This window comes from Glaciibacter superstes DSM 21135 (genome assembly GCF_000421145.1).
Classification (GTDB): Bacteria; Actinomycetota; Actinomycetes; order Actinomycetales; family Microbacteriaceae; genus Cryobacterium; species Cryobacterium superstes.
The window spans coordinates 61,037-82,872 of record NZ_ATWH01000010.1 but is presented as its reverse complement, the minus strand read 5'-3'; the positions used below and the strand labels follow the sequence as shown (position 1 = coordinate 82,872).

20 protein-coding genes are annotated in these 21,836 nt (G+C 65.1%); 9 read left to right on the top strand and 11 right to left on the bottom strand.

Going from position 1 to position 21,836, the window contains the following annotated elements:
* Position 1: 1 nt before the first annotated feature.
* From cls to K323_RS0114480, 3 genes are all read left to right on the top strand, one after another.
* Complete coding sequence (gene cls / locus K323_RS0114490; protein ID WP_022885998.1) at positions 2-1,456, top strand: cardiolipin synthase; 1,455 nt, start codon at positions 2-4, stop codon at positions 1,454-1,456.
* Positions 1,457-1,509: 53 nt separating this feature from the next.
* Positions 1,510-2,187 (top strand): GAP family protein, encoded by a 678-nt coding sequence (locus tag K323_RS0114485; protein WP_022885997.1) that lies wholly within the window; start codon positions 1,510-1,512, stop codon positions 2,185-2,187.
* An 88-nt stretch (positions 2,188-2,275) separates the two neighbouring features.
* Positions 2,276-2,719: a nitroreductase/quinone reductase family protein gene (locus K323_RS0114480; protein ID WP_026851678.1), complete on the top strand. Its 444-nt coding sequence runs from the start codon at positions 2,276-2,278 to the stop codon at positions 2,717-2,719.
* Between the two features lie 204 nt (positions 2,720-2,923).
* Here the strand turns inward: K323_RS0114480 and K323_RS0114475 are convergent, their stop codons facing one another.
* From K323_RS0114475 to K323_RS0114450, 6 genes are all read right to left on the bottom strand, one after another.
* Positions 2,924-4,729, bottom strand: coding sequence for an ABC transporter ATP-binding protein (locus K323_RS0114475; RefSeq protein WP_022885995.1), 1,806 nt, complete (start codon positions 4,727-4,729; stop codon positions 2,924-2,926).
* Positions 4,726-6,582, bottom strand: coding sequence for an ABC transporter ATP-binding protein (locus K323_RS0114470; RefSeq protein WP_022885994.1), 1,857 nt, complete (start codon positions 6,580-6,582; stop codon positions 4,726-4,728). Before K323_RS0114470 ends, K323_RS0114475 begins: the two co-directional genes overlap by 4 nt.
* A 452-nt stretch (positions 6,583-7,034) precedes the next feature.
* Positions 7,035-8,123: a Glu/Leu/Phe/Val dehydrogenase family protein gene (locus K323_RS0114465; protein ID WP_022885993.1), complete on the bottom strand. Its 1,089-nt coding sequence runs from the start codon at positions 8,121-8,123 to the stop codon at positions 7,035-7,037.
* A 99-nt stretch (positions 8,124-8,222) separates the two neighbouring features.
* Positions 8,223-9,944, bottom strand: coding sequence for a bifunctional phosphoribosylaminoimidazolecarboxamide formyltransferase/IMP cyclohydrolase (purH, locus tag K323_RS0114460; RefSeq protein ID WP_026851675.1), 1,722 nt, complete (start codon positions 9,942-9,944; stop codon positions 8,223-8,225).
* Positions 9,945-9,958: 14 nt separating this feature from the next.
* Positions 9,959-10,552 carry a phosphoribosylglycinamide formyltransferase gene (purN, locus tag K323_RS0114455; protein WP_022885991.1) on the bottom strand — a complete coding sequence of 198 codons (594 nt, stop codon included), beginning with the start codon at positions 10,550-10,552 and terminating at the stop codon, positions 9,959-9,961.
* A gap of 173 nt (positions 10,553-10,725) precedes the next feature.
* Entirely contained in the window at positions 10,726-11,985 is a 1,260-nt protein-coding gene (locus K323_RS0114450) for a cell division protein PerM (protein WP_022885990.1), read from the bottom strand.
* A gap of 229 nt (positions 11,986-12,214) precedes the next feature.
* On the opposite strand from K323_RS0114450, the gene K323_RS0114445 reads away from it, so the two are divergent.
* Complete coding sequence (locus K323_RS0114445) at positions 12,215-13,372, top strand: M23 family metallopeptidase (protein ID WP_026851674.1); 1,158 nt, start codon at positions 12,215-12,217, stop codon at positions 13,370-13,372.
* A 426-nt stretch (positions 13,373-13,798) separates the two neighbouring features.
* On the opposite strand, the gene sucD is transcribed toward K323_RS0114445, so the two are convergent.
* From sucD to K323_RS0114420, 3 genes are all read right to left on the bottom strand, one after another.
* The gene (gene sucD, locus K323_RS0114430; protein WP_022885988.1) at positions 13,799-14,701 is read right to left on the bottom strand and encodes a succinate--CoA ligase subunit alpha; all 903 of its coding nucleotides are present in this window, start codon (positions 14,699-14,701) and stop codon (positions 13,799-13,801) included.
* 18 nt (positions 14,702-14,719) lie between these two features.
* Complete coding sequence (sucC, locus tag K323_RS0114425) at positions 14,720-15,889, bottom strand: ADP-forming succinate--CoA ligase subunit beta (protein WP_022885987.1); 1,170 nt, start codon at positions 15,887-15,889, stop codon at positions 14,720-14,722.
* A gap of 178 nt (positions 15,890-16,067) precedes the next feature.
* Complete coding sequence (locus K323_RS0114420; protein WP_022885986.1) at positions 16,068-16,709, bottom strand: NADPH-dependent F420 reductase; 642 nt, start codon at positions 16,707-16,709, stop codon at positions 16,068-16,070.
* A 148-nt stretch (positions 16,710-16,857) separates the two neighbouring features.
* Here K323_RS0114420 and K323_RS0114415 point away from each other — a divergent pair, with 148 nt between their 5' ends.
* The 4 genes from K323_RS0114415 to K323_RS0114400 all read left to right on the top strand — a co-directional run bounded on the left by K323_RS0114415 (position 16,858) and on the right by K323_RS0114400 (position 18,871).
* Entirely contained in the window at positions 16,858-17,337 is a 480-nt protein-coding gene (locus tag K323_RS0114415; RefSeq protein ID WP_022885985.1) for a MarR family winged helix-turn-helix transcriptional regulator, read from the top strand.
* Between the two features lie 59 nt (positions 17,338-17,396).
* The gene (locus tag K323_RS0114410; protein ID WP_022885984.1) at positions 17,397-17,876 is read left to right on the top strand and encodes an anthrone oxygenase family protein; all 480 of its coding nucleotides are present in this window, start codon (positions 17,397-17,399) and stop codon (positions 17,874-17,876) included.
* 167 nt (positions 17,877-18,043) lie between these two features.
* Positions 18,044-18,445 carry a GlcG/HbpS family heme-binding protein gene (locus K323_RS0114405; RefSeq protein WP_022885983.1) on the top strand — a complete coding sequence of 134 codons (402 nt, stop codon included), beginning with the start codon at positions 18,044-18,046 and terminating at the stop codon, positions 18,443-18,445.
* A gap of 45 nt (positions 18,446-18,490) precedes the next feature.
* Complete coding sequence (locus K323_RS0114400) at positions 18,491-18,871, top strand: DUF3054 domain-containing protein (RefSeq protein ID WP_022885982.1); 381 nt, start codon at positions 18,491-18,493, stop codon at positions 18,869-18,871.
* A 6-nt stretch (positions 18,872-18,877) separates the two neighbouring features.
* Here K323_RS0114400 and K323_RS0114395 read toward each other — a convergent pair whose 3' ends face one another.
* Positions 18,878-19,516 carry a DUF6518 family protein gene (locus K323_RS0114395; RefSeq protein WP_022885981.1) on the bottom strand — a complete coding sequence of 213 codons (639 nt, stop codon included), beginning with the start codon at positions 19,514-19,516 and terminating at the stop codon, positions 18,878-18,880.
* A gap of 141 nt (positions 19,517-19,657) precedes the next feature.
* On the opposite strand from K323_RS0114395, the gene K323_RS26290 reads away from it, so the two are divergent.
* Positions 19,658-20,986, top strand: a complete 1,329-nt coding sequence (locus tag K323_RS26290; protein WP_051147383.1) for an MFS transporter — start codon at positions 19,658-19,660, stop codon at positions 20,984-20,986.
* A gap of 107 nt (positions 20,987-21,093) precedes the next feature.
* On the opposite strand, the gene K323_RS28960 is transcribed toward K323_RS26290, so the two are convergent.
* On the bottom strand, positions 21,094-21,750 hold the full coding sequence (locus K323_RS28960) for a TetR/AcrR family transcriptional regulator (RefSeq protein WP_169515665.1): 657 nt from the start codon (positions 21,748-21,750) through the stop codon (positions 21,094-21,096).
* Between the last annotated feature and the right edge of the window lie 86 nt (positions 21,751-21,836).

Genomic DNA, 21,836 nt, shown 5'->3' with positions numbered 1-21,836 from the left:
GATGCCCGACTACTCGGTTCTCGCTCTTGTCCTGCTGCTGTTGCATGTGCTCATCGGCTTTGTCGCCACGGTACTGATCTCTGCGAACCGGCGGCCGTCCGCCGCCATCGCCTGGGTGCTGACGATCATCTTCATCCCCTTCCTCGGCGCGCTCGTCTTCCTCCTCATCGGCTTCGGCCGGCTCCCGAAGGCCCGCATGGACAAGCAACGCGAAGTCAACACACTGGTGCTGGAAAGGACCCCCGGCCTGTCGGAGGTCAGCCACGACGATGAGTGGCCGACCTGGCTGAGGTCGGCAGCGCGGCTGAACCGAACACTTGGCGGTCTGCCGATGGTGGGCGGAAATCGCGCCGAGCTGCTGGATGACTACCAGGGCTCGTTCGACCGGATGATCGAGGACATCGATGCGGCAGAGCACTTCGTCCACGTGCAGTTCTACATCCTCGTGCTGGACTCGGGCACCGCCGCGTTCTTCGATGCTCTCGGTCGAGCCACCCGGCGCGGTGTGAAGGTGCGCGTTCTCTCCGATCACGTCTCCGGTTTCCTCTTTCCCGGGCGCCGCGAGACTCTGGAGACGCTTCGCACGATGGGTGCCGAATGGCGGGCGATGCTGCCGCTTCGACCACTCCGCAGGCAATGGCAGCGCGCTGACATGCGCAATCACCGCAAGCTCGTCGTCATCGATGACCGCGTCGGTTTCACCGGATCGCAGAACCTCATCGACGCGAGCTACCTCAAGAAGTCGAACCAGCGTCGCGGCCTGCACTGGCACGAGTTGATGGTGCGCCTGGAGGGACCTGTCGTGCGAGAACTGGCGGCCGTGTTCGCGACGGATTGGTACAGCGAGACGGATGAGCTGCTTCCGCTCGATACCAGCGGCGTCATCCCTGGCCATGGCGCCGACGTTCTCGATGCCCAGGTGGTTCCGAGCGGACCCAGCTTCGACAACGACAACAATCTCAAGCTGTACGCGATGCTGATCCACAAGGCGGAACATCGGGTGAGCATCACGAGCCCGTACTTCGTGCCGGAGGAGTCCACACTCCTCGCGATCGTGACCGCTGCGTCCAGGGGTGTCGATGTTGAGCTCTTCGTCTCAGCGGTCGGCGACCAGCCGCTGGTGTATCACGCCCAGCGGTCATACTACGAAGCGCTCCTGCGCGCTGTGGTGTCGATCTACCTGTACCGCGCTCCGACGGTGCTGCACTCCAAACACTTCACCATCGACGACGAGGTGGCGGTGATCGGGTCGAGCAATATGGACATCCGTTCGTTCAGCCTGAACATGGAGGTCTCTGTCATGGTCCACGGTCGTGATTTTGTACAACGGATGCGCCGGGTGGAAGACTCCTATCGCGCGAACAGCGACCGGCTCGAACTGGCAGACTGGCTCGAGAGGCCGCTCGGTCAGAAAGTACGGGACAACCTGGCCAGGCTCACGTCCTCGCTGCAGTGAGTTGGATGGCACGGTAATGGCGGTCAACAGTGCCGCCGAAAGGGGTGACCGCGATGATCGGTGGGATCGCTGAACTGATCCCGCATGCACTCGCCATTGCGATCAGTCCGATGCCGGTGCTCGGCGTCATCCTGATGCTGCTCTCATCGCGTGGCAAGGGCAGCAGTATCGGTTTCTCCGTCGGTTGGGTGACCGGTGTCGCGTTCATCACTGCAGGCGCCAGTGCGCTGTCATCGCTGGTGATCCTGCCGTCGCTCAGCGCCGCGGAGTCACATCCCCTTCTGGCCGCTGTGCCGATCGTGCTCGGCGCCGGGTTCGTGGCGCTCGGGATAGTGCAGCTGGTTCGAGGCTCCCGCGTGGCACCAGACGCCGAGTTGCCTGGCTGGCTGTCGAGAGTAGACCGGCTGTCCCCTGCGAGGGCCTCGCTGGTCGGATTCGCCTATGCCGCGTTCCGCCCGAAGAACTTCGTCATCTCGGTCGCGGCCGGCTTGGTCATCGGGCAGAGAGGCCACGACCTCGCTGAGGTCACGATCATGGTCGTCGTGTTCAGCGTCGTCGCATCCCTGACCATCGTGGCTCCCGTTGTGATCTTCGCGTTCGGGGGTGATCGGGTCAAGGGCGCTGTGCGCTCGGCCAGGGGGTGGCTGCTTCGCCACATCCGCACGATCGGCAGCGTCGCCATCCTGTTCGTCGGGGCAGCACTGATCGTCATCGGCCTCGTCAAGCTCTAACGACTCGCACTCGGCCACCGCACCACGTGGTGACCTCCAGTCGACCGGTGCGACGGTGCGACGGGTGCGACGGTGGCAGACTCAGATCATGACGCTTCGCAACCGGATAAAAGACTTGCTGATGAAGTCGATGGGCCGATCCCACCGGGGTCTGCTGGCAGTCTCACGAGGGCGAATCGGTTGGTCGTTCGGATCCGTCACCATGGTCGAGCTGCGCACGATCGGTCGGTCAACAGGCAAGCAGCGCTCGACCATGCTTAACTCTCCCGTGCACGAAGCGGGGCGCTACTGTCTGGATGCGTCCAAGGGCGGTGACGACCGGCATCCGCAGTGGTATCTCAACCTGCTGGCGAACCCGAACGTGGACCTGACCGTCAAAGACACAACGATGCCGATGCGGGCCCGAACCGCCACTCCCTCCGAGAGAGCCGAGCTGTGGCCCGGCATCGTCAAGGCATACCCCGGCTACGCCGGCTACCAGCGAAAGACCACCCGCGAGATTCCCGTGGTCATTTGCGAGCCACGCGACTGAGGATCCGAGGGGAAGGGCTGTGCAGTTGGCCCAGGACCGGCTGCTTCGGCTCTGACTTCGGTCATCGCCGGGAACCATCGGCCTTGGTGGACGGTGAGACGTTTGTCGTCGGGCGGGCGCCAGGTCGACGTTGAACTCCCCGCGAACGTCGCCCGCTGGCTGGACGCGCAGGAGCACTGGCGAGAACACCGGCGACACCGAAACTCACACCAGCGAGTCCCGCCAGGCCGCGTGCAGCTGGGCGAACCGTCCGGTGCCGGCGATGAGTGCCTCCGGCGTCCCGTCCTCAACGATGATCCCGTGCTCCATGACGAGCACCCGGTCGGCGATCGCGACGGTCGACAAACGGTGCGCGATGATCACGGCGGTGCGGTCGGCCAGCAGCGTCTGCAACCCCTCCTGCACGAGCCGCTCACTCGGGATGTCGAGTGACGACGTCGCTTCGTCGAGGATGAGCACCGCCGGGTTCGCGAGGAACGCCCGCGCGAACGAGATCAACTGGCGCTGACCCGCGGAAACGCGCCCACCGCGCTTGTTCACATCGGTGTCGTACCCGTTCGGCAGCGCCTCGATGAACTCGTGCGCTCCAACGGCCTTCGCCGCCGCCGTGATCTCATCGAATCCGGCCTCCGGCTTACCGATCGCGATGTTGTCTGCGACCGACCCGCTGAACAGGTAGGCCTCCTGCGTCACCATCACGATCGCCCGGCGCAGGTCCTTCGGATGCAGGTCGCGCAGGTCGATATCATCAAGCAACACCCGACCGTCGCTCGGGTCGTAGAACCGCGAGATCAGCTTCGCCAGGGTCGACTTACCGGCCCCCGTCGAACCGACGAGCGCGATCGTCTGCCCAGCCGGAATGGCGAGGTCGAAGTGCGGCAGGATGACGCGGTCGGTCTTGTATGCGAACTGCACGTTCTGGAAGTCCACGTCGCCGCGCGCCTCCCAAAGGTCAACCGGTTTCAGCGGATCGGGAACGCTCGGACGCTCCTCCAGCACGCCGGAGATCTTCTCAAGTGCCGCGGCAGCCGACTGGTAGGAGTTGTAGAACATCGCCATCTCCTCCATCGGGTCGAAGAACCGACGCGCATAGAGGATCGCGGCCAGCAGGGCACCGATGGCCAGCTGCCCGTCGACCACCCGGAAGCCGCCAACCAACAGCACCGCAGCCACGGTCACGTTGCCGATCAGGATCAGGCCCGGATCGAAGATACCGAACAGCTGGATGACCTTCGCGTTGACATCGCGGTAGTCCTCGACCAGCCCGCCGAACTCCTTCTCGTTTCGCTTCTCCTTGCGGAACGCCTTGACCGCGCGGATGCCGGTCATGGTCTCCACGAATTGCACGATCAGCCGGGCCGATGCCACGCGCGACTGCCGGAACAGCGTCTGAGACCGCTTCTGGAACCAGCGGGTGAGGAAGAACAGCGGAACCAGAGAGGCGAACAGCACCAGGCCACTCGTCCAATCGACCAGGAACAGCGCGCCGGCGATGAACACCATGTACAGCACGCCCTGCACCAGTTGGTTGATACCGGAGTCGAGCAGCTCGCGGATCGCGTCGAGGTCACTGGTCTGGCGGGAGATGATGCGTCCAGAGGTGTACGACTCGTGGAACTCGAGGCTCAGCTTCTGCGTGTGCAGGAACACGCGCTTCCGCAGGTCGATCAGCACCGCCTGGCTGATCCGCGCAGACAGCACGGTGTACCAGGCGATCAACACGGCGCCGATGACGCCGGTGACGAGGTAGATCACTCCGGTCGCGACCAGTGGAACCCAGTCCTGCGAGAGCAGTGCAGGGAGCCCCCTGTCGATTCCGATCGCGATCAGCGCAGGGCCGGCCACCTGTGCCGCCGTCGAGACGACGACGACGAGCATGGCGAGCGCCACCTGCCAGCGCACGGGCTGCAGGAGCGACCCGAGCAGTCGCAGCGAGCGCTTGCGGATCTGCGCGCTCTCCGCCTTGGTGAAGTCATTGCGCTCTTCACCCTCAACACCGGTCACACTCACAGCGTCTCCTCCTTTCGCATCGATTCTCTTCGTACTTCGTCTTCCAGACTGGAGATAACAAAGGTGTAGTGCTTGTTCGTGTTCAGCAGCTCAGAGTGCCGCCCAACCGCCGTCACCCTGCCGTTCTCCAGCAGCGCAACCCGGTCGGCCAGCATCACCGTGGACGGCCGGTGCGCCACGATCAGCGCCGTCGTGGATGACAGCACCTTGCGAAGCGCGGCCTCCACCAGTGCTTCCGTGTCAACGTCGAGTGCTGACAGGGGATCGTCGAGCACCAGCACGGCGGGCTTGGCTGCAACAGCCCTGGCCAGTGCGAGTCGCTGCCGTTGGCCACCGGAAAGACTCATGCCCTCTTCGCCGACCTTGGTGTCGACGCCCTCTGGCAGGTCGTAGACGAACCCGGCCTGGGCGATCTGCAGCGCCTCGTCGAGTGCCGCATCCGATTCAGGGCTCCGCTCGGCGAACTCCGGACAACCCAGCAGCACATTGTCGCGAACGGATGCCGAGAAGAGCGTCGCATCCTCGAATGCCATCGCCAGGTGCCCGCGGAGTTCTTCGCGCGTGAGGTCGCGCACGTCGATTCCATCGATCGTCACCGAACCCGATGTCACGTCGTACAGCCTCGTTGTGAGCGCCGTGAGCGTCGACTTGCCCGAGCCGGTCAGGCCGACCAGGGCCATCGTCTCGCCTGGTTCGAGCATGAGGTCGACCCCGTCGAGCAGGTCGGGGAACCGCTCGGGCGAGTCGTGGTAGCGGAAGTGCACGTGGTTGAAGGCGAGTCGGCCGCGAGGCTGGGTGAGCGTCTTCGGTGACTCTGGATCGGTGATCGCGTTCGGGGTGTCGAGGATATCGAAGAACCGGTCGGTCGCCGTGCGCGTGTCGAAGGTCATCGACAGCAGGAAACCGATCGACTCCACCGGGAACCGCAGCACGGTCGCCGTGGCGAAGAACGCGACGAGTTCTCCGACGGTGAGCTGGCCCTGGGCGGCGAGCCAGACGCCGGCCATCAGGCAGAGCGCGAATGCGACATCCGGAACCAGCAACAACCACAGCCAGATCCCTGCGATGGCGCGCGCCTTCTCGATCTCCGTTCCGCGCAGGCTCTCCGCCTGCGTTTCGAAGTTCTTGAGCGCGTACTTGCCACGGCCGAAGGCTTTCAGAACACGGATGCCGTGCACCGACTCCTCAACGGCCGTTGCCAGGTCACCAGACTGATCCTGGCTCCGGCGCGCGATGATCGAGTACTTCTCCTCGAAAACGTAGCCGTAGATCCAGATCGGAATGGAGCAGACCAGGAAGATCAGGCCGAGGAACCAGTTCATTGCGATCAGAATCACAAAACCGATCACGATGGTGAGGAAGTTCACGACAAGCAGCACCAGGCCGAATGAGACCCAGCGACGGATGAGGTTGAGGTCACTGACGGCGCGCGAGAGCAGTTGCCCGCTCGGCCAACGATCGTGGAAGGTCACCGGGAGATCTTGCAATTGTGCATAGAGGCCATTGCGCAGTCTGGCCTCGATGTGCGTGCCTGGAGTCAGCACAAACCAGCGCCGGAGCGCGATCATGATGGCTTCGAGCACCCCGAGTCCGAGAACGATGAGAACGGCGGGCCAGATCTCGCTGGAGTCTCCGTCGGAGAGCGCACCGTCGACCAGCCACTGCAGCACCTGCGGGATGGCCAGGGCCACCAGGCCGGCGAGCAGAGCGGCGAGCATGCCGAGGTAGATGCGCGGCATGGCCGGTTTGGCATAGGGGTAGAGGCGCAGCAGGGTTCGGAAGGTGCTCTTCCGCTTCCCGGATGCGTTGTTCTCAGATTGGGGAGGATGTTCGTGTTCTGCGATGGCAGTCATAGTGATGTCCTGATGTGTGGGGTCCTGAAGATCCCGGAACTGATAGTGGCTGGTCGCTCGGCGCTCGGCCTGCGAGAGAGGGAACAGTGGAACTCAGACGGTCGGAAACGGGCGTTGTGAAACGCTGACTTCACGGTCTGAACGGATGCTGCGCGGTCGGGCCCGCGGGCGGGTGCGGCGCTAAGCCGCGCGGGCCGGGGCCGGAACGGAGGGAAAGCCGCCAAGGGCAGCACCGCTGTTCGCAGCCATCGCGAGCGTCGTCTGTGCTGTCTTTGTCATGTCTGCCTCCTGGGCGCGTCGTTTACATCGGTACGTCATCGTGCTTCATCGTGTGCCCCGTGTTCGAGCAGCCTTACAGCCTATGGCCGTGCGCACGACTCGCGCAAGCACTAAATCAAAGGTCACAGTCACTGCCGCTCAGGACAGCGCAGGCTCACGCAGCGCAGGCTCAGTCAGCTGCCGAGGCGCGCAGCCGCCAGGCGCTCCGCAGCCACCAGCGTGGTCACGCCCTGTTCGTGCGAATCGGCGAAGATGCGGGCAACGGTCTCGCCGATGGCGTCGACGCGGGCAGCGACTGCGTCGAGGTCGGCATCCGCCTCGCCCGCCTGCGACAGGTAGACGACGCCGCCGGCGTTCACGACGAAGTCTGGTGCCCACAGGATGCCCCGCTCCTGCAGGTGCGCTGCGCCAGAGCGATGCGCGAGCTGGTTGTTCGCTGCGCCGACAACCCCGAGCGCACCGAGTTCGCCGATCACCCGCTCCGTCAGCACCCCGCCGAGCCCGCACGGCACATACAGGTCGGCCGAGGTGCGGTGGGCGTCATCGACATCGATCCAGGTGGCACCCAACTCTGCAGCGAGTTCCTGTTTGGACAGGTTGACGTCGGTGACGGTGAGCCTGGCGCCTGCGGCGGCCAGCGACCTGGCCAGGCGTCCGCCAACCTGGCCGAGTCCGGAGATGACGATGTGCCGCCCGGCTACCGCGCGGCTGTCGAACAGAGACTCCAGCGTCGCGACGATGCTGGCATAGACACCGGCCGCTGTGGCGTCCGCCGGCTCGCCGACGCCGCCCTGCTCAGGCGGGAGGCCACACACGTGGGCCGTGCGCTCGGCAACGACGGCCATCAGCTCCGCACTGGTGCCGACATCCTCTGCGGTCATATATGCGCCACCGAGACTCTCGATCGCGTCGCCCAGATCGAGCATCGCGTCACGCTTTTGTGCGTCGGTGAGCACGGTGCCCATCGGCAGGCGGATCACGGACTTGCCGCCGCCGCGGTTCAGCCCGGCGGCCGCGTTCTTCAGGGTCATCGCGGCAGACAGCCGCAGGGAATCAGCGAGGGCATCCGCCCAGGTGTCGTACTGCCACATGCGTGCGCCGCCCAGAGCCTGGCCGAGCTTCGTCGAATGCACCGCGATGCTCATCATGAGCCCGGATCTCGCTCCCGTCGTGATGAGTACGCGTTCGTGCTCGAACGGAGCGGAATCGAACGGACCGGTCCCTGTTACATCCAGCGACGATGATGGGTGCGTGAGCGTCATGGTGGTACTCCTCAGCTGCGGCCTTGTGGGCGAGATTGGCACGCGCAGGGATGGCGCGCATGCTGCCTCCAGCTTAGCCTCGACGGTCTAGCTCGCGGTCTAGTGGAAGAAGTGGCGCTCCCCCGTGAAATACATGGTCACTCCCGCATCCGTCGCCGCGGCGATGACCTCTTCGTCTCGCACAGAACCGCCCGGCTGCACCACGGCGGTGACCCCCGCGTCGAGCAGCACCTGAAGACCGTCGGCAAACGGGAAGAACGCGTCGGATGCCGCGACGGAACCGGCTGCGCGATCGCCCGCGCGGCTCACGGCGAGATGGCAGGAATCGACCCGGTTGACCTGCCCCATTCCGACGCCGACGGATGCCCCGGCGTGCGCAAGCAGGATGGCGTTCGACTTCACGGCACGGCAGGCCTTCCAGGCGAACTCGAGGTCTGCCCGGATGGCGTCATCGGCCCCGGCCCCGGCGACGAGCCTCCAGCCGGCCGAGTCGAATTCCTCGAACGTGTCTGACTCCTGCACAAGCAGTCCACCGGAGACCTGCCGAAGCTCGAGAGACGAGCGACGGTACTCCTCAGGAAGCTCAAGCAAGCGGATGTTCTTCTTGGCGCGCAGCACCTCGAGTGCTGCCGGTTCGAAACCGGGCGCGACGAGCACCTCGGTGAAGATGCCGCTGACGGTCTCTGCCATGGCGAGGGTGACGGTGCGGTTCGCCGCGATGACTCCCCCGTATGCGGAGACCGGGTCGCACTCGTGCGCGCGAAGGTGGGCGGAGGCAATCGCATCCGCGGCGTCGGGTGCCGCAACAGCGATTCCGCACGGGTTGGCATGCTTGATGATGGCGACGGCCGGCTCGGCGAAGTCGAACGCGGCGCGCACGGCGGCGTCGGCGTCGACGTAGTTGTTGTACGACATCTCCTTGCCGTGCAGCTGCTCGGCCTGCGCGATGCCAGCGCCGCCGTCGCCGAGGTACAGTGCGGCTGCCTGATGCGAGTTCTCGCCGTAGCGGAGCACGGCGCCACGGGTTGCCTCGATCACAAGGGTGTCGGGGAACGGCGTCTCGGTGTCGAACGACGTCTCCGCGGTGGTCGCAAGCAGCCCGTCGACTGCATCAGGAGCGGCTGAGTCAGGTGCTTCAGACTCGGACGCAACACCAGCTGCCGCGACATCGCCGTTCTCCTGCCACTGGTCGAACACGTTCTCCGTGAACCAGGCCGACACGCTGAGGTCATAGCTCGCGGTGTGCTCGAAGGCCAACGATGCCAGCTTCTGGCGAAGCGCAAGGGTCGTGCCGCCCGCTTCGACCGCGGTGATGATCTCGGCGTAGTCTTCAGGGTCGACGACCACGGCGACGTTCGCGTGGTTCTTGGCGGACGCACGAACCAGCGTCGGTCCGCCGATGTCGATCTGCTCAATCACCTCGGCGGTTTCAGCCCCGGATTCGACGGTCTCGACAAACGGGTACAGGTTGACGACGACGAGCTCGAAGGCGGCGATGCCCAGGTCGCGCAACTGATCTTCGTGCGCCTCGAGCCGCAGGTCCGCGAGGATCCCGGCGTGCACAGCGGGGTGCAGGGTCTTCACACGCCCATCGAGGGATTCGGGAAACCCGGTGACGGATGCGACATCCGTCACGTCGTGCCCTGCGCTGCGGATCGTCGCAGCCGTCGACCCGGTCGATACGATCTCGACGCCGGTCGCGGTGAGCGCCGCAGCCAGCTCGAGCAACCCGGTCTTGTCACTCACGGAGATGAGCGCACGCTTCACCGGGATCGTGTCCCGCTCGCGGTAGAGGCTCGCTGCGGTGGTGTGACTGCTCATGTTTGCCTGACTGCTCATACGGCGGAATGCTCCTTGAGATCGACGTGTCCATTGGCGATGTCGAGTACCGCCTGCACCAGCAGACGGCGTTCGACGAGTTTGATGCGATCGTGCAGTGACGATTCGGTGTCGTCAGGCAGCACCGGCACCCGCTCCTGCGCGATGATCGGGCCCGCATCGGCGCCTTCGTCGACGACGATGATGCTCGCCCCGGTCTGCTTGGCGCCCGCGGCGAGCGCATCGCGCACACCGTGCGCCCCGGGAAACTCGGGAAGGTAGGCCGGATGCGTGTTGATCAGGTGAGGGGAGAGCGCAGCCACGACGCGCGGCGGAAGCAATCGCATCAGCCCGCTCAAGACGACAAGGTCTGGTTGCCACTGTTGGATCTGTTCGAGGAGTTCGTCTCCCCAGGCTTCCCGGCTCGCGTGCGACGAGTAGACGACGGTGAACGTCGGGATGCCGAATTCCTCGCCGAGTTCGAGGCCGTCTGCGTCGCGGTCCGCACCGATCGCGACGACCCGTGCCGGGAATTCGGCGTCTTCTGACGCTTCGAGCAGGGCGCGCAGGTTCGACCCACCGCCGGAGATCAACACGACCAGTGACAGCACTGTTCGAGCCTACCGTTCGAAGGTGGGTGCACACCTCCGCGCACCGGTGTGCGACGAGGGCGACAGTCCCGCGGATGCCCCACCGCGCGCCAGTTACGCGCGAATGCGCCATGCGCGCGTGGCGCATTCGCGCGCAGATGGCGCGTGGTGCTATCGGCGCCCGCGACTCATCCTCAGCGTGCGTCGCGACGGCCGCCGAACACCAGCCCGAGGCAGGCCGCGATCCCCACCTCTGCCGCAGCGATGGCGCCCACGAGCAGCGGGTCAGGGCCGACCTGCGCCAGGCGCCCCGGCCCCAGCGCTCCGGAAGACCACCAGGCGAGCAGCCCAAGCAGCACACCGGCGACAACGCCCATGGCCAGGCCCGTCATCAACAGAGTCGAGACGGGTGGTGCGGGCTCGCCGACGCTGGTCATCCGCTGCCTGATGACGACCGCGCAGGCGAAGCCGATGACCACAGGCACGATCAGCCCGAGGAAGCCGAATGCCAGCGAGCCGCCCGGAAGCGCGCCGAACAGCGGCAGACCGGGAACAGGGCCGAGCACGGTGCCGACGGGCGACACGCTGGTGCCGATGCCGACGGCCACACCGGGGCCGACGAACCAGGCGGCCGCCCAGATCACCAAGTTCGGAATGAGCGCAAGCTGAGCCAGGGTCAGGGTGATGCCGCCGACGATGCCGGCCTGCAGGGTTTCGTAGAGGCCGATGATGGTCGCGTAGTTGACGAGGATGAGGATGGCGACGGCGACGCCGGAGACGGCGAGGATACCGGCGACCGCGGCCGCACCGCCGGGTAGCGCTGATGCGATGACCGCGCGGGCCGTGCCAGACAGTTCGAAGTATCGCCGGCGAACCGCGCCGGCGAGTGGCACCGCGGGGTCGGTTGCGGCCGAACCTCTGCCCAACTGGCCGTGTCGCGGGGCAGAAGCGGACCTCTCTGTGCTGGCGCCGATCAGCACGCCCGCGGCATAAACGAGCGTGGGCAGAAGGATCGCCTGCAGCAGTGACGGGGTTACCGTGCCGGTTCCGGCCGATACCGCCAGGAGGGCGGAGAGCAGGCCGTAGGTGAGGATGGCGGCGACCACGCCGACGATGCCGTCGGCGGTTCCGGCGGCGCGGCGACCGGTGCGCACGCCGAGCAGCACGGCGAGGAGGGCAAACCCAAGTGGTGCGATGGTGAGCGCGAATGGCGCGTCGGCTCCCGCGAGGCCGAGTGCCAGCGCAACGGGCTGGTCGAGCTGCACGGTGAGGTCGACGCCGTTGCCGAGCAGCCAGATGTCCACCGCCCCGCGCCAGAACACCAGCCAGTCAACGGCCAGGCCGAAGTGGGTGGCCCAGAGAATGGTGAGCGGTACGAGGGCGATACCCACGCCGATGGCTACCACAATGAGCGCCTCGAGCGCGGCGAGCAGGGCTGTCGTTATGCGGTTCATCGGCCTCTGAGCCTACCCGCAGGCACCCGGCATCCCCCTCTCACCCGTCGTGCGTTGCAGAAATCGACCGACATTCCGAGCCCAGGCCCTCGTCGGGCAGCACAGCCGCCGAGCGACACACTCACGGCACCACCGCAGTAGAGTTCGAGGAGACAAGGACGCAGGCTACCGCGTCGATGCCTAGATCGACCGGAATCGACCCAGAATCGACCCAGAGGATGCTACCGACATGGTGGAATTCCACACATCGGCCCGATTGACGGTTGTGGCGCTCAGCGTCGCATGCATGCTGCTGTTGGCCGCGTGCACAGGAGCGGGTGCCGTATCGACAGCCACACCGATCGAGGCCGATAAGTCTGGTGCCGTCGGCACTGGGATCCTGCCGGGTTATCAGGATCAGACCAAGCTGGAATTCTCGCCGCTCATCATCAGCGCGCTGGAGCCCGAGGTCGTTCCGGTCAAGGCCTCAGACGGCAAGTACTATGTCGCGTACGAACTCAGCGTCTTCAACGATGCACCGCGGGATGCGACGATGACCAAGGTGGAGACCATTGCCGGCGACGACCGCGGCACAGTCATCGCGACGCTGGACCAGGAGCACATCGCGGCCAACACGATGATGACAGGCGGCAATTCGTCGGCGTTGGCTGAAACGGACATTCCGGCCGGACGCACCGTGATCGTCGTCTTCCGCGACGCCTACCCGACCAGGAAGGCCGTTCCGGCCACGTTCACGCATCGCATCAGTGCCACGTTCGCGCCCGCGAAACCGAATGATCCGAGGCTCGCTTCGAAGTACCCAGACCAGGTGGCGCAGATCGGGGGTTACCTCGCTGTGAGCACCGAGACCCCCGTGGTGATCGGGCCACCACTGGCGGGCGAGAACTGGTTTGCGAACAACGGGTTGGAATCTGAAGCGCTCAACGCGCACAGCGATGTGGTGATTCCCGTGGGTGGCCGGGTCACTTCTGCAGAGCGGTTCGCGATCGACTTCCTCCGTATCGACCCGACATCAATGAAGTCGTACCGAGGGGACCCTGCCCTGAACGCCAGCTATCTCGCTTTCGATCAGCCGCTGATCGCGGTTGCGAAGGCGACGGTAGTGAAAGTGGTTTCCGACCAGCCCGATGTAACACCGATGGTTCTCACCGAAGTCGAAACCGTCGACGATGTCACCGGGAACTCGATCGTGCTCGACCTGGGCAACGGCGTCTATGCCCTCTATGCGCACATGCAGCAGGGTTCTGCTCAGGTGAAGGTCGGCGACACCGTCAAGAAGGGCCAGGAAATCGGTCGGCTGGGCAACTCGGGCAACACGAGCGAAGCGCACCTGCACTTCCAACTGCAGCGGGCCCGCTCCTCACAGCCGACAATGTGGCATGGGTGATTGACAGCTTCACTGCCACCGGCGGGCTCTCGCCAGACGGTGACAGTGTTGTCAAGACTGCGACCTCAGGGCCACGAACCAACGAAATCCCTGTGGGCTACAGCATCTCCGAGTTCCCGGCGCTGCGGAAGTAAAGCGCCCACTGCGCGTCACCCAGTGTGGCAAGGTCGTCGCGAGAGCGTCACCGACAGGATCTCGGTCAGCTCCGCGCGGGCCCGCTACTTGCGATACGGCGCCTTGATCATCGCTACGGTAGCGGCGATTCCGAGCAGCAGACCAACGGAGACAAACGCGACAAGGCCGAGGGTGAGGAAGGTTTCCATGTTCCCAGTATCGCCCATCGTTCGAAGAACTTCACTCGTCGATCTCCAACCACTGAGCCCGTCTCCGCAGCGCGGAAACGGGCTCAGCTGAATGCAAACGTTCCTACAGCGCGGCGAGAACCTCGCGCAGCAGCGTGGCGGTCTCGCTCGGCGTCTTGCCGACGTTGACGCCGGCGGCCTCAAGGGCTTCCTTCTTTGCCTGCGCGGTTCCGGCAGAGCCAGACACGATGGCTCCGGCGTGGCCCATGGTCTTCCCCTCCGGAGCCGTGAAGCCCGCGACGTACCCGACGACCGGCTTCGTGACGTTGGCCTTGATGAAGTCTGCCGCACGCTCTTCGGCGTCTCCACCGATCTCACCGATCATGACGATGGCCTTGGTCTCCGGGTCGGCCTCGAACGCGGCGAGAGCGTCGATGTGGGTGGTCCCGATAACGGGATCGCCGCCGATTCCGATTGCAGTGGAGAAGCCCAGGTCGCGCAGCTCGTACATCATCTGGTAGGTCAGAGTGCCGCTCTTGGAGACCAAGCCAACTGGTCCCTTGCCGGTGATGTTCGCAGGCGTGATGCCGACGAGTGACTCACCGGGGGTGATGATGCCAGGGCAGTTCGGGCCGATGATGCGAGTCTTGTTGCCCTTCTCCTGCGCGTAGGCCCAGAACTCTGCGGAGTCTCCGACGGGGACGCCCTCAGTGATGATGACCAGCAGCGGAATCTCGGCGTCGATGGCCTCGATCACCGCGTCTTTGGTGAAGGCCGGTGGAACAAAGGCGATGGAGACATCCGCCCCGGTCTTCTCGATGGCCTCTGCAACCGTTCCGAAGACGGGCAGTTCTACGTCGCCACCGTTCTTGTCGTGGTGGCCGACGGTGGTGCCGGCCTTACGGGCGTTGACGCCGCCGACGATCTGGGTGCCGGCCTTCAGCATCAGTGCGGTGTGCTTGGTGCCCTCGCCGCCGGTGATGCCCTGGACGATGACCTTGGAGTCCTTGTTGAGGAAGATTGACATTCTCTAGTCCTTAACTATTCAGCGGGCAGCGTTGGCGAGTTCGGCTGCCTTGTCGGCGCCCTCGTCCATGGTGGCGGCTTGGGTGACCAGCGGGTGGTTGGCCTCGTTGAGGATGCGGCGGCCTTCCTCGACCTTGTTGCCGTCGAGTCGTACGACCAGTGGCTTGTTCGCGGCGGAACCGAGCTCGGCAAGTGCGCCGACGATACCCTTCGCGACGGCGTCGCAGGCGGTGATTCCGCCGAAGACGTTGACGAAGACGGCCTTGACCTGCGGGTCGCCGAGGATGACGTCGAGACCGGCGGCCATGACCTCAGCGGATGCTCCGCCACCGATGTCGAGGAAGTTGGCCGGCTTGACGCCGCCGTGGCTTTCGCCCGCGTATGCGACGACATCCAGTGTCGACATGACGAGCCCTGCACCGTTGCCGATGACTCCGACCTCGCCGTCGAGCTTGACGTAGTTGAGGTCGTTCTCCTTGGCCTTGGCCTCAAGCGGGTCAGCAGAAGAAGCATCCTCGAGCGCGGCGTGCTTGGGGTGGCGGAATGCGGCGTTCTCGTCGAGCGTGACCTTGCCGTCGAGGGCGATGATGTCGCCTTCTTCTGTCAGCACGAGCGGGTTGACCTCGACCAGGGTCGCGTCCTCTCCCTTGTACACCTCGTACAGCTTGACGAACACGTCGGCGACCTTGTCAACGAGCTCAGCAGGGAACTTCGCGGCGATGGCGATTTCGCGGGCTGCCGCGGCGTCGATGCCCTTGAGCGGGTCGACCTCGATGCGGGCGAGCGCTTCTGGCTTCTCCACTGCGAGGATCTCGATCTCCATGCCGCCCTCGACGCTGGTCAGCGAGAGGTAGGAGCGGTTGGCCCGGTCGAGCAGCACGGAGAAGTAGAACTCCTGCGCGATGCGAGCGCCACCGGCGACCATCACTCGGTTGACGGTGTGACCCTTGATGTCGAGACCGAGAATGGCGCGGCCCGCTGCCTCAGCTTCATCCGGGGTCTTGGCGACCTTGACGCCGCCGGCCTTGCCTCGTCCGCCGACCTTGACCTGGGCCTTGACCACAACTACGCCGCCGAGCTTCTCGGCCGCTGCGCGCACCTCCTCCGGAGTGTCCGCGATGATGCCCGGCAGAACCGGGACTCCATACTGTTCAAACAGGTCTCTGGCCTGGTACTCGTAAAGATCCACGCTGTTCTTCCAATCCGCGTTCAGCGTTCATGCCTGGTGGGGGTGGGTCGGCGCAGCATCCGTTGTCGGAAAGTAGCTCGACATCAAGACATACTGGCCACATGAAACTCTACCGCGAGAACTGACGCGGTTCCTGCGAGCCACTCAGCTGCGTCGACCCGTCCCTGCTCCAGAAAGGCTAGACGAGAACCTTCAGGCCGGTGTTCCAGTTGAAGCTGTCGTGGGCAGGGTCGGCCTGCAGCGTCATCAGAACGAACTGGAAGCCTTCGAGCTCACGGGCCCGGCGGAGGGGCCCGACATCGATCGGTCGGAGGCCGGCGGCGGACACGAACGACGACACGGCAGCCTTGGCTTCGTCGGAATCGGATGCGATGAAGACATCGAGCGGGATTCCGTCGACCGATCCCTCGACCAGGGTGCCGGCGAAGGTCGTGTTGAAGGCCTTGACAACGTTCGCGCCCTGGTCTGCGAGTGCTGCGATCTCCTCGGCGGCCGAGGTGCCGGGGGCGACGACGAGCGAGTCGAAGGTCGTGAAGTCGACAGGGTTGGTGATGTCGATGATCGTTTTGCCCGCGAGCGCGGCGCCGTAGGCGGTCACAACTTCTTTCGCAGCGTCGAACGGGAGGGCGAGCACGACGATGGCACCGGCCGGCGTGGCCTGGATGGCACCGGAGGCCACCTGGTCGCCGAGCTCGGCAGCAAGGGCAGCCGCCTTGGTCTCGTCGCGGTCGAGAATCTGAACAGCGCGTCCGGCGGCCACCGCGCGAGTGCCGATGCCGCGGGCCATGTTGCCGCTTCCGATGATGGTGATGTCAGTCATTTTTCTCCCTGAAGTTGAGGTGGGTCTGGCGCGTCGCATCCGTGCTGGTCAGTGATAAAACCTGCCTCGTTCAAGCACTTACTTGAAGCGACAACTAAACAATAGCCCGTTTTGGTTGAAGCGTCAAGTTAACTGTTAGAATTCAACCATGACGAAAACGCGCTGGCTGACAGATGACGAACGAGTGGCCTGGCTTCGGCTGGTCGCGGTGACCATGCTGCTTCCCGGACGCCTTGAGGCGGAGCTCAGGCGCGATGCAGGACTCAGCCATTTCGAGTACTACGTGCTCGCGATGATCTCAGAAAGCGAGGGGAAGGTCCTCGCCCTCAGCGAGCTCGCCTCCCGCACCAACTCCTCGCTGTCGCGCCTCTCACACGTCGTCGGCAGACTGGACGACCAGGGCTTCCTGGCCAGGAGTACCTCCCCCACCGATGGGCGGGCCTCCATCGCCACCCTCACCGACGACGGATGGACGAAGGTCGTCGCCAGCGCACCTGGCCATGTTGAGGAGGTTCGTGCGGTTGTCTTCGACCCGTTGACTGCGCGCCAGGTCGAAGAACTGAGTGAGATCTGCGCACGCCTGCTGACCACGCTCGACCCGGACCACCGATTGCTCGGGCTCGGCTGAATCCTGATGGCTGAAACCACTTCCGTGCGGGGTAGCGTGACGATGTGGATGGTGACGGTATGAATATCGTGTTTGTCATGCTTGCGATTCTCGCGGCGCTCGGGAGCGGCGTGATGGCGGGTGCGTTCCTGGCGTTCTCCACGTTCATCATGCACGGCCTCGGTCGCCTGCCTGCGGAACACGGGATGGCGGCGATGCAGTCGATCAATGTGTCGGCCGTGCGTCCCGCGTTCATGACAATGCTCTTTGCACCCGCCATCCTTGCCGTCGTCTTGACGCTGTACGCGTTTCTGAATTGGGGCACCGCCACTGCGGCGCTGCTGGTGGCTGGCTCCGTTCTCTATCTCGGCGGCGCCATCGGTATGACCGCCGGGTACCACGTGCCGCTCAACAATGCGCTGGCGGCAACGGATGTCGGCACGCCGGGTTCCGCCGCGGTGTGGGAACGGTACCTGCGAAACTGGACCAGGTGGAATCACCTCCGCGCGGCGGCGTCGCTAGCAGCCGCCGCGTCCTTCACCATCGCGCTGCTGGTCTGACTCACACCCCGCGCGCAAAGATCCCGATCCCGCTGCCCCGATCGCGCCGCCCCGATCGAGTCACTGTGGGAGCGAAGGGTCGACGCCGCGCCCTCACCGCCCTACGTTGGAAGAGTCCACGAAAGCACACACACACAAGCACAAGCACAAGCACAAAGGAGCACACCATGTCAGCACTGACCCTCGCGAATGCCCGCACCGTCATCGCCGCCGCCGAGAAACGGGCCGAGGAGATCGGCCAGCCGATGAACATCGCTGTCGTCGACGCGGGTGGGCAGCTCATCTCGCACGTACGCATGGACGGGGCCTGGATGGGCAGCATCGATATCTCGATCAACAAGGCCTGGACGTCGCGCGCCTTCGACATCCAGACCAAAGACCTCGGAGATAACTCGCAGCCGACCCAACAGTTCTACGGCATCCACGCCAGCAACGGCGGCAAGGTGATGATCTTCGCCGGGGGTATTCCCCTTTCTCGCGACGGCGTCGTGGTCGGCGGTATAGGGGTCAGTGGTGGCTCAGGCGAGCAGGACCAGACTGTGGCCGAAGCGGGCCTGGCGGCCCTGTAGAACAGCTACTGCTGCAGGCGTCACCCAGGCCAATAGGCTTGCTGCATGGCATCAGAACGAGCGCGTGCAGCAACCGTCATCGTCGCGGCGGTCATCGATGTGGTGTTGGTGCTCGTCTTCGTGTTGATCGGCCGTGCCACCCACGACGAAGGTCTTCTCGGAGCGCTCGAAACCTGGTGGCCGTTCCTGGTCGGCCTCTTCGTCGGGTGGGTCGTCATGCGTGCCTGGCGTTCACCGCGGCGGATCGTCTGGACCGGCATCGGCATCTGGGTATCGACCGTCCTTGTCGGCATGCTTCTGCGGGTGGCGACCGGCCAGGGCACGCAGCTGGCGTTCGTCATCGTCGCCACGCTCACCCTGGCCGTCTTCCTGCTCGGCTGGCGCGGTATCGCCCTCCTGGCCCGCCGCATCCGTTCACGGGGTTAGCGAGCGTCAGGCCGCCGCGATCGCGTCGTATGCGAAGTAGACGGCGAAGAGCGCGGCGGCGACCAACACCGCTCCGGCACCTCCGGCAATCCGGTCGTTCGCCCGGCGGCCAAGAGCGAGCGGGAGCGCAAGTCCGATCGCGCCTTCAACCAACCATTGGGGGCCGCCGATCAGGAGGATGCCATAGAGCGCCTCGCCGAGCACGACTCCACCCATGAACGCCAGGCCGACGCGATGGAACCAGGGTGCGCTACGGCGGACCAAGTCGCCGGCCAGACCACAGAGGGCTCCGGCGAAGACGCCGACGACACCCCATAACACGACCTCTCGCCCTGAGGCCGGAGACGGAGCAAGAACGATCCAGGCTGTGACCATCGAGACGAGGGCTGCGGCGCCGACGGATGCTGCCGGCCAGCCCCGTAGTCGAAGCGCCGTCACCGCCGCGAACGGCAGCAGCCCCCACAACGCACTCGGGTTGGCGAGGGTGTTCCACGGGGCAGGCAGAGCCGAGTCAAGCAGTCGGGCGAACGCGCCGGCCGCCACTCCGCCGAGTATGGCGGCAACCAGCGGCATCAGTCGCGCCTGGACGGGTTGCAGCCCTGGCACCCGGCTTGTGCGGTCGATCGCGGAGCGGGGTCGGTTCACGATAGTCAGCGTACGGGCAGGAGCCTTCGGCCCTGTTCGTTGTCGGTAGATCGTGACAGTGTTTATTCTGTGCCAGCAGAGGAGCAGGCCGCACCGCAGCCAACGAATTCCGAGACCCCACCGCCCCTTCGTCGGCGCGGGCTGAGATTGCCACGCGCCGCGCAGCCGTTCCGCGACGGCGAGTACCGCATCCTCGTCAGCGCTCTCACGCTCTCCCTCTTCGGCGCCGGCATGTGGCTCGTGGCCGTCGTCTGGCAGGTGATCGAGCTCGGCGGAGGCCCCATCGAGCTGTCGACAGTTGCGACCGGGTCCGCCATCGGTATGGTCGCGGCAGTCTTGTTCGGTGGTGTTGCAGCCGACCGCATTCCACAACGGCGCATTCTCATCGCTGTCGAGTGCACCAAGGTCGCCTCGATATCCGTCGCGGCATTCCTGGCCCTCACTGGCAGCCTGGAGATCTGGCACCTGGCGGTGATCTCGTTCGTGTTGGGCATCGCGGAGGGGTTCTTCTACCCCGCGTACTCGGCGATGTTGCCGTCGATCCTTCCGCCAGAACTCCTGCTCGCCGCCAACGGCGTCGAGGGGATGCTGCGTCCCATCATCATGCAGGCAGCGGGTCCTGCGGTAGCCAGTGCGATCATCGCAGCCTTCTCCCCCGGCCTCGCGTTCGTGTTCATCATCGCCGCCCAACTGCTGGCAGCAGCCGGACTGGTAATACTTCGGCAAACACCGCTCAGACGTGACCCACCGGCAGCGGATGCCCCAGCGCAGCATCCGTTCATGTCGGTGCTCGTCGACGTCAAGGACGGCTTCGTTTATATGGTGCGAACACCCTGGCTGTTCGGAACACTGGCCTACTTCTGCCTGCTGACCCTGGTGCTGATGGGACCGATCGAAGTGCTGCTCCCCTTTGCGGTGAAAGACCAGGCGCACGGTGGGCCAGGCGGATTTGCGCTCGCACTTGCGGCGTTCGGCATCGGCGGCGCTGCCGGGTCCATTCTGGTTGCGTCGTTGCGACTCCCTCGTCGTTATCTCACCGTCATGAACCTGCTCTGGGGAGCCGGATGCATCCCCATCGCGATCATCGGACTCACCTCTCAATTGTGGCTCATGGTCGTGGTGCTATTCCTGGTCGGGTTCACGTTTTCGGCTGGTGCGGTGATCTGGGGCACGCTCCTACAGCGACGGGTACCCCCGGCCATGCTCGGCCGAGTATCGAGTCTCGACTTCTTTGTCTCGCTGGCGCTCATGCCGGTATCGATGGCACTTGCAGGACCCGTCGGCGAAGCGGTCGGACTGGCGCCGACCTTCCTGATCGCCGGCCTGGTTCCGCCGGTTCTGGCCGTCACAGCCATCTTCCTGTTCCGGATGCCGAGCGATGAGTTGCAGCATCCGCTCGACATTCATGAAGGTGCCACTTACACGCCAGACGGGGATGACGGAACCGACGACTCTTCCTCAACTGCGTGACGTTCCGGTTCGACCGGGTCGCCGGGCCGCGTGCCCGACGTCTACGGCCGCGAGGATCCTGCTGGGAAGTCGCGGACTGATCGAGCCGCCGCGCGCACGGGTCCGGTCTACTCGGGTCGCGGTTTCGCCAGTCGCTCCACCACGCCAGGTAGCGTGACAGCGATCGTTCTCTCGAACTGGCACGGTGGCGGTGCGTCCGACGGGTCGAGCACGCCGAGCACGTGCGCGTAATGCGGGTAGATCGTGACGTCCATGCTCCGCAGCACGAGTTCTCGCTGCGTCGGCGTTGATTTCGGTGGCGCTGGATGCCGGTCGAGCAGCTCGCCGAGCATGAGATGCCACGCGATCCCGTGCGCGTAGATGGCATCGGCAGGCGGGAGGCCGAGCTCGAGCAGGTCCCCGATGCACGCGTCGGCGACGGCGAACGCGTTGATCGCGAGGAGGTCACCCCGGATGAGCACCTGCAGAACCCACGCGCGCGCTGCGAGATGGTCGTGCGTCGCGACATAGCGCGCGGTAAGACGCGCAAGGGCATCCGGTTCGTCGATGTGGAACGGGATGTCGGCGGTCGCAGCTTCGAGCATCCCCACGAGCAGGTCATCGCGATCGACGGCGTGGTTGTACACAGACATCGGCGACGATCCGAGGCGGCTCGCCACACCGCGGATGGTGAGCGACTCAATTCCCTGGTCCTCGACGAGATCCAGTGCGGCGCGTACGACGGCGTCGCGCGACAGACCCTTGTGCGATCGATCTATGGCCATGAGCTTCCCAGCCACCCGTTTCCCACCGCGTCGATAAATGTCGCCGTTTCCATATACAGCGTACATGGAACCCGCTACATTGATCA

Bases quoted from the DNA above. Each gene is read 5' to 3' on its own strand.
- K323_RS0114485 (WP_022885997.1), top strand. From the start codon at position 1,510: ATGATCGGTGGGATCGCTGAACTGATCCCGCATGCACTCGCCATTGCG.
- K323_RS0114420 (WP_022885986.1), bottom strand. From the start codon at position 16,709: ATGACTGACATCACCATCATCGGAAGCGGCAACATGGCCCGCGGCATC.
- K323_RS0114415 (WP_022885985.1), top strand. From the start codon at position 16,858: ATGACGAAAACGCGCTGGCTGACAGATGACGAACGAGTGGCCTGGCTT.
- K323_RS0114445 (WP_026851674.1), top strand. From the start codon at position 12,215: ATGGTGGAATTCCACACATCGGCCCGATTGACGGTTGTGGCGCTCAGC.
- cls (WP_022885998.1), top strand. From the start codon at position 2: ATGCCCGACTACTCGGTTCTCGCTCTTGTCCTGCTGCTGTTGCATGTG.
- K323_RS28960 (WP_169515665.1), bottom strand. From the start codon at position 21,750: ATGGCCATAGATCGATCGCACAAGGGTCTGTCGCGCGACGCCGTCGTA.
- sucD (WP_022885988.1), bottom strand. From the start codon at position 14,701: ATGTCAATCTTCCTCAACAAGGACTCCAAGGTCATCGTCCAGGGCATC.
- K323_RS0114465 (WP_022885993.1), bottom strand. From the start codon at position 8,123: ATGACGCTCACGCACCCATCATCGTCGCTGGATGTAACAGGGACCGGT.
- K323_RS0114410 (WP_022885984.1), top strand. From the start codon at position 17,397: ATGAATATCGTGTTTGTCATGCTTGCGATTCTCGCGGCGCTCGGGAGC.
- K323_RS0114400 (WP_022885982.1), top strand. From the start codon at position 18,491: ATGGCATCAGAACGAGCGCGTGCAGCAACCGTCATCGTCGCGGCGGTC.
- K323_RS0114480 (WP_026851678.1), top strand. From the start codon at position 2,276: ATGACGCTTCGCAACCGGATAAAAGACTTGCTGATGAAGTCGATGGGC.
- K323_RS0114470 (WP_022885994.1), bottom strand. From the start codon at position 6,582: ATGACTGCCATCGCAGAACACGAACATCCTCCCCAATCTGAGAACAAC.
- purH (WP_026851675.1), bottom strand. From the start codon at position 9,944: ATGAGCAGTCACACCACCGCAGCGAGCCTCTACCGCGAGCGGGACACG.
- K323_RS0114450 (WP_022885990.1), bottom strand. From the start codon at position 11,985: ATGAACCGCATAACGACAGCCCTGCTCGCCGCGCTCGAGGCGCTCATT.
- K323_RS0114405 (WP_022885983.1), top strand. From the start codon at position 18,044: ATGTCAGCACTGACCCTCGCGAATGCCCGCACCGTCATCGCCGCCGCC.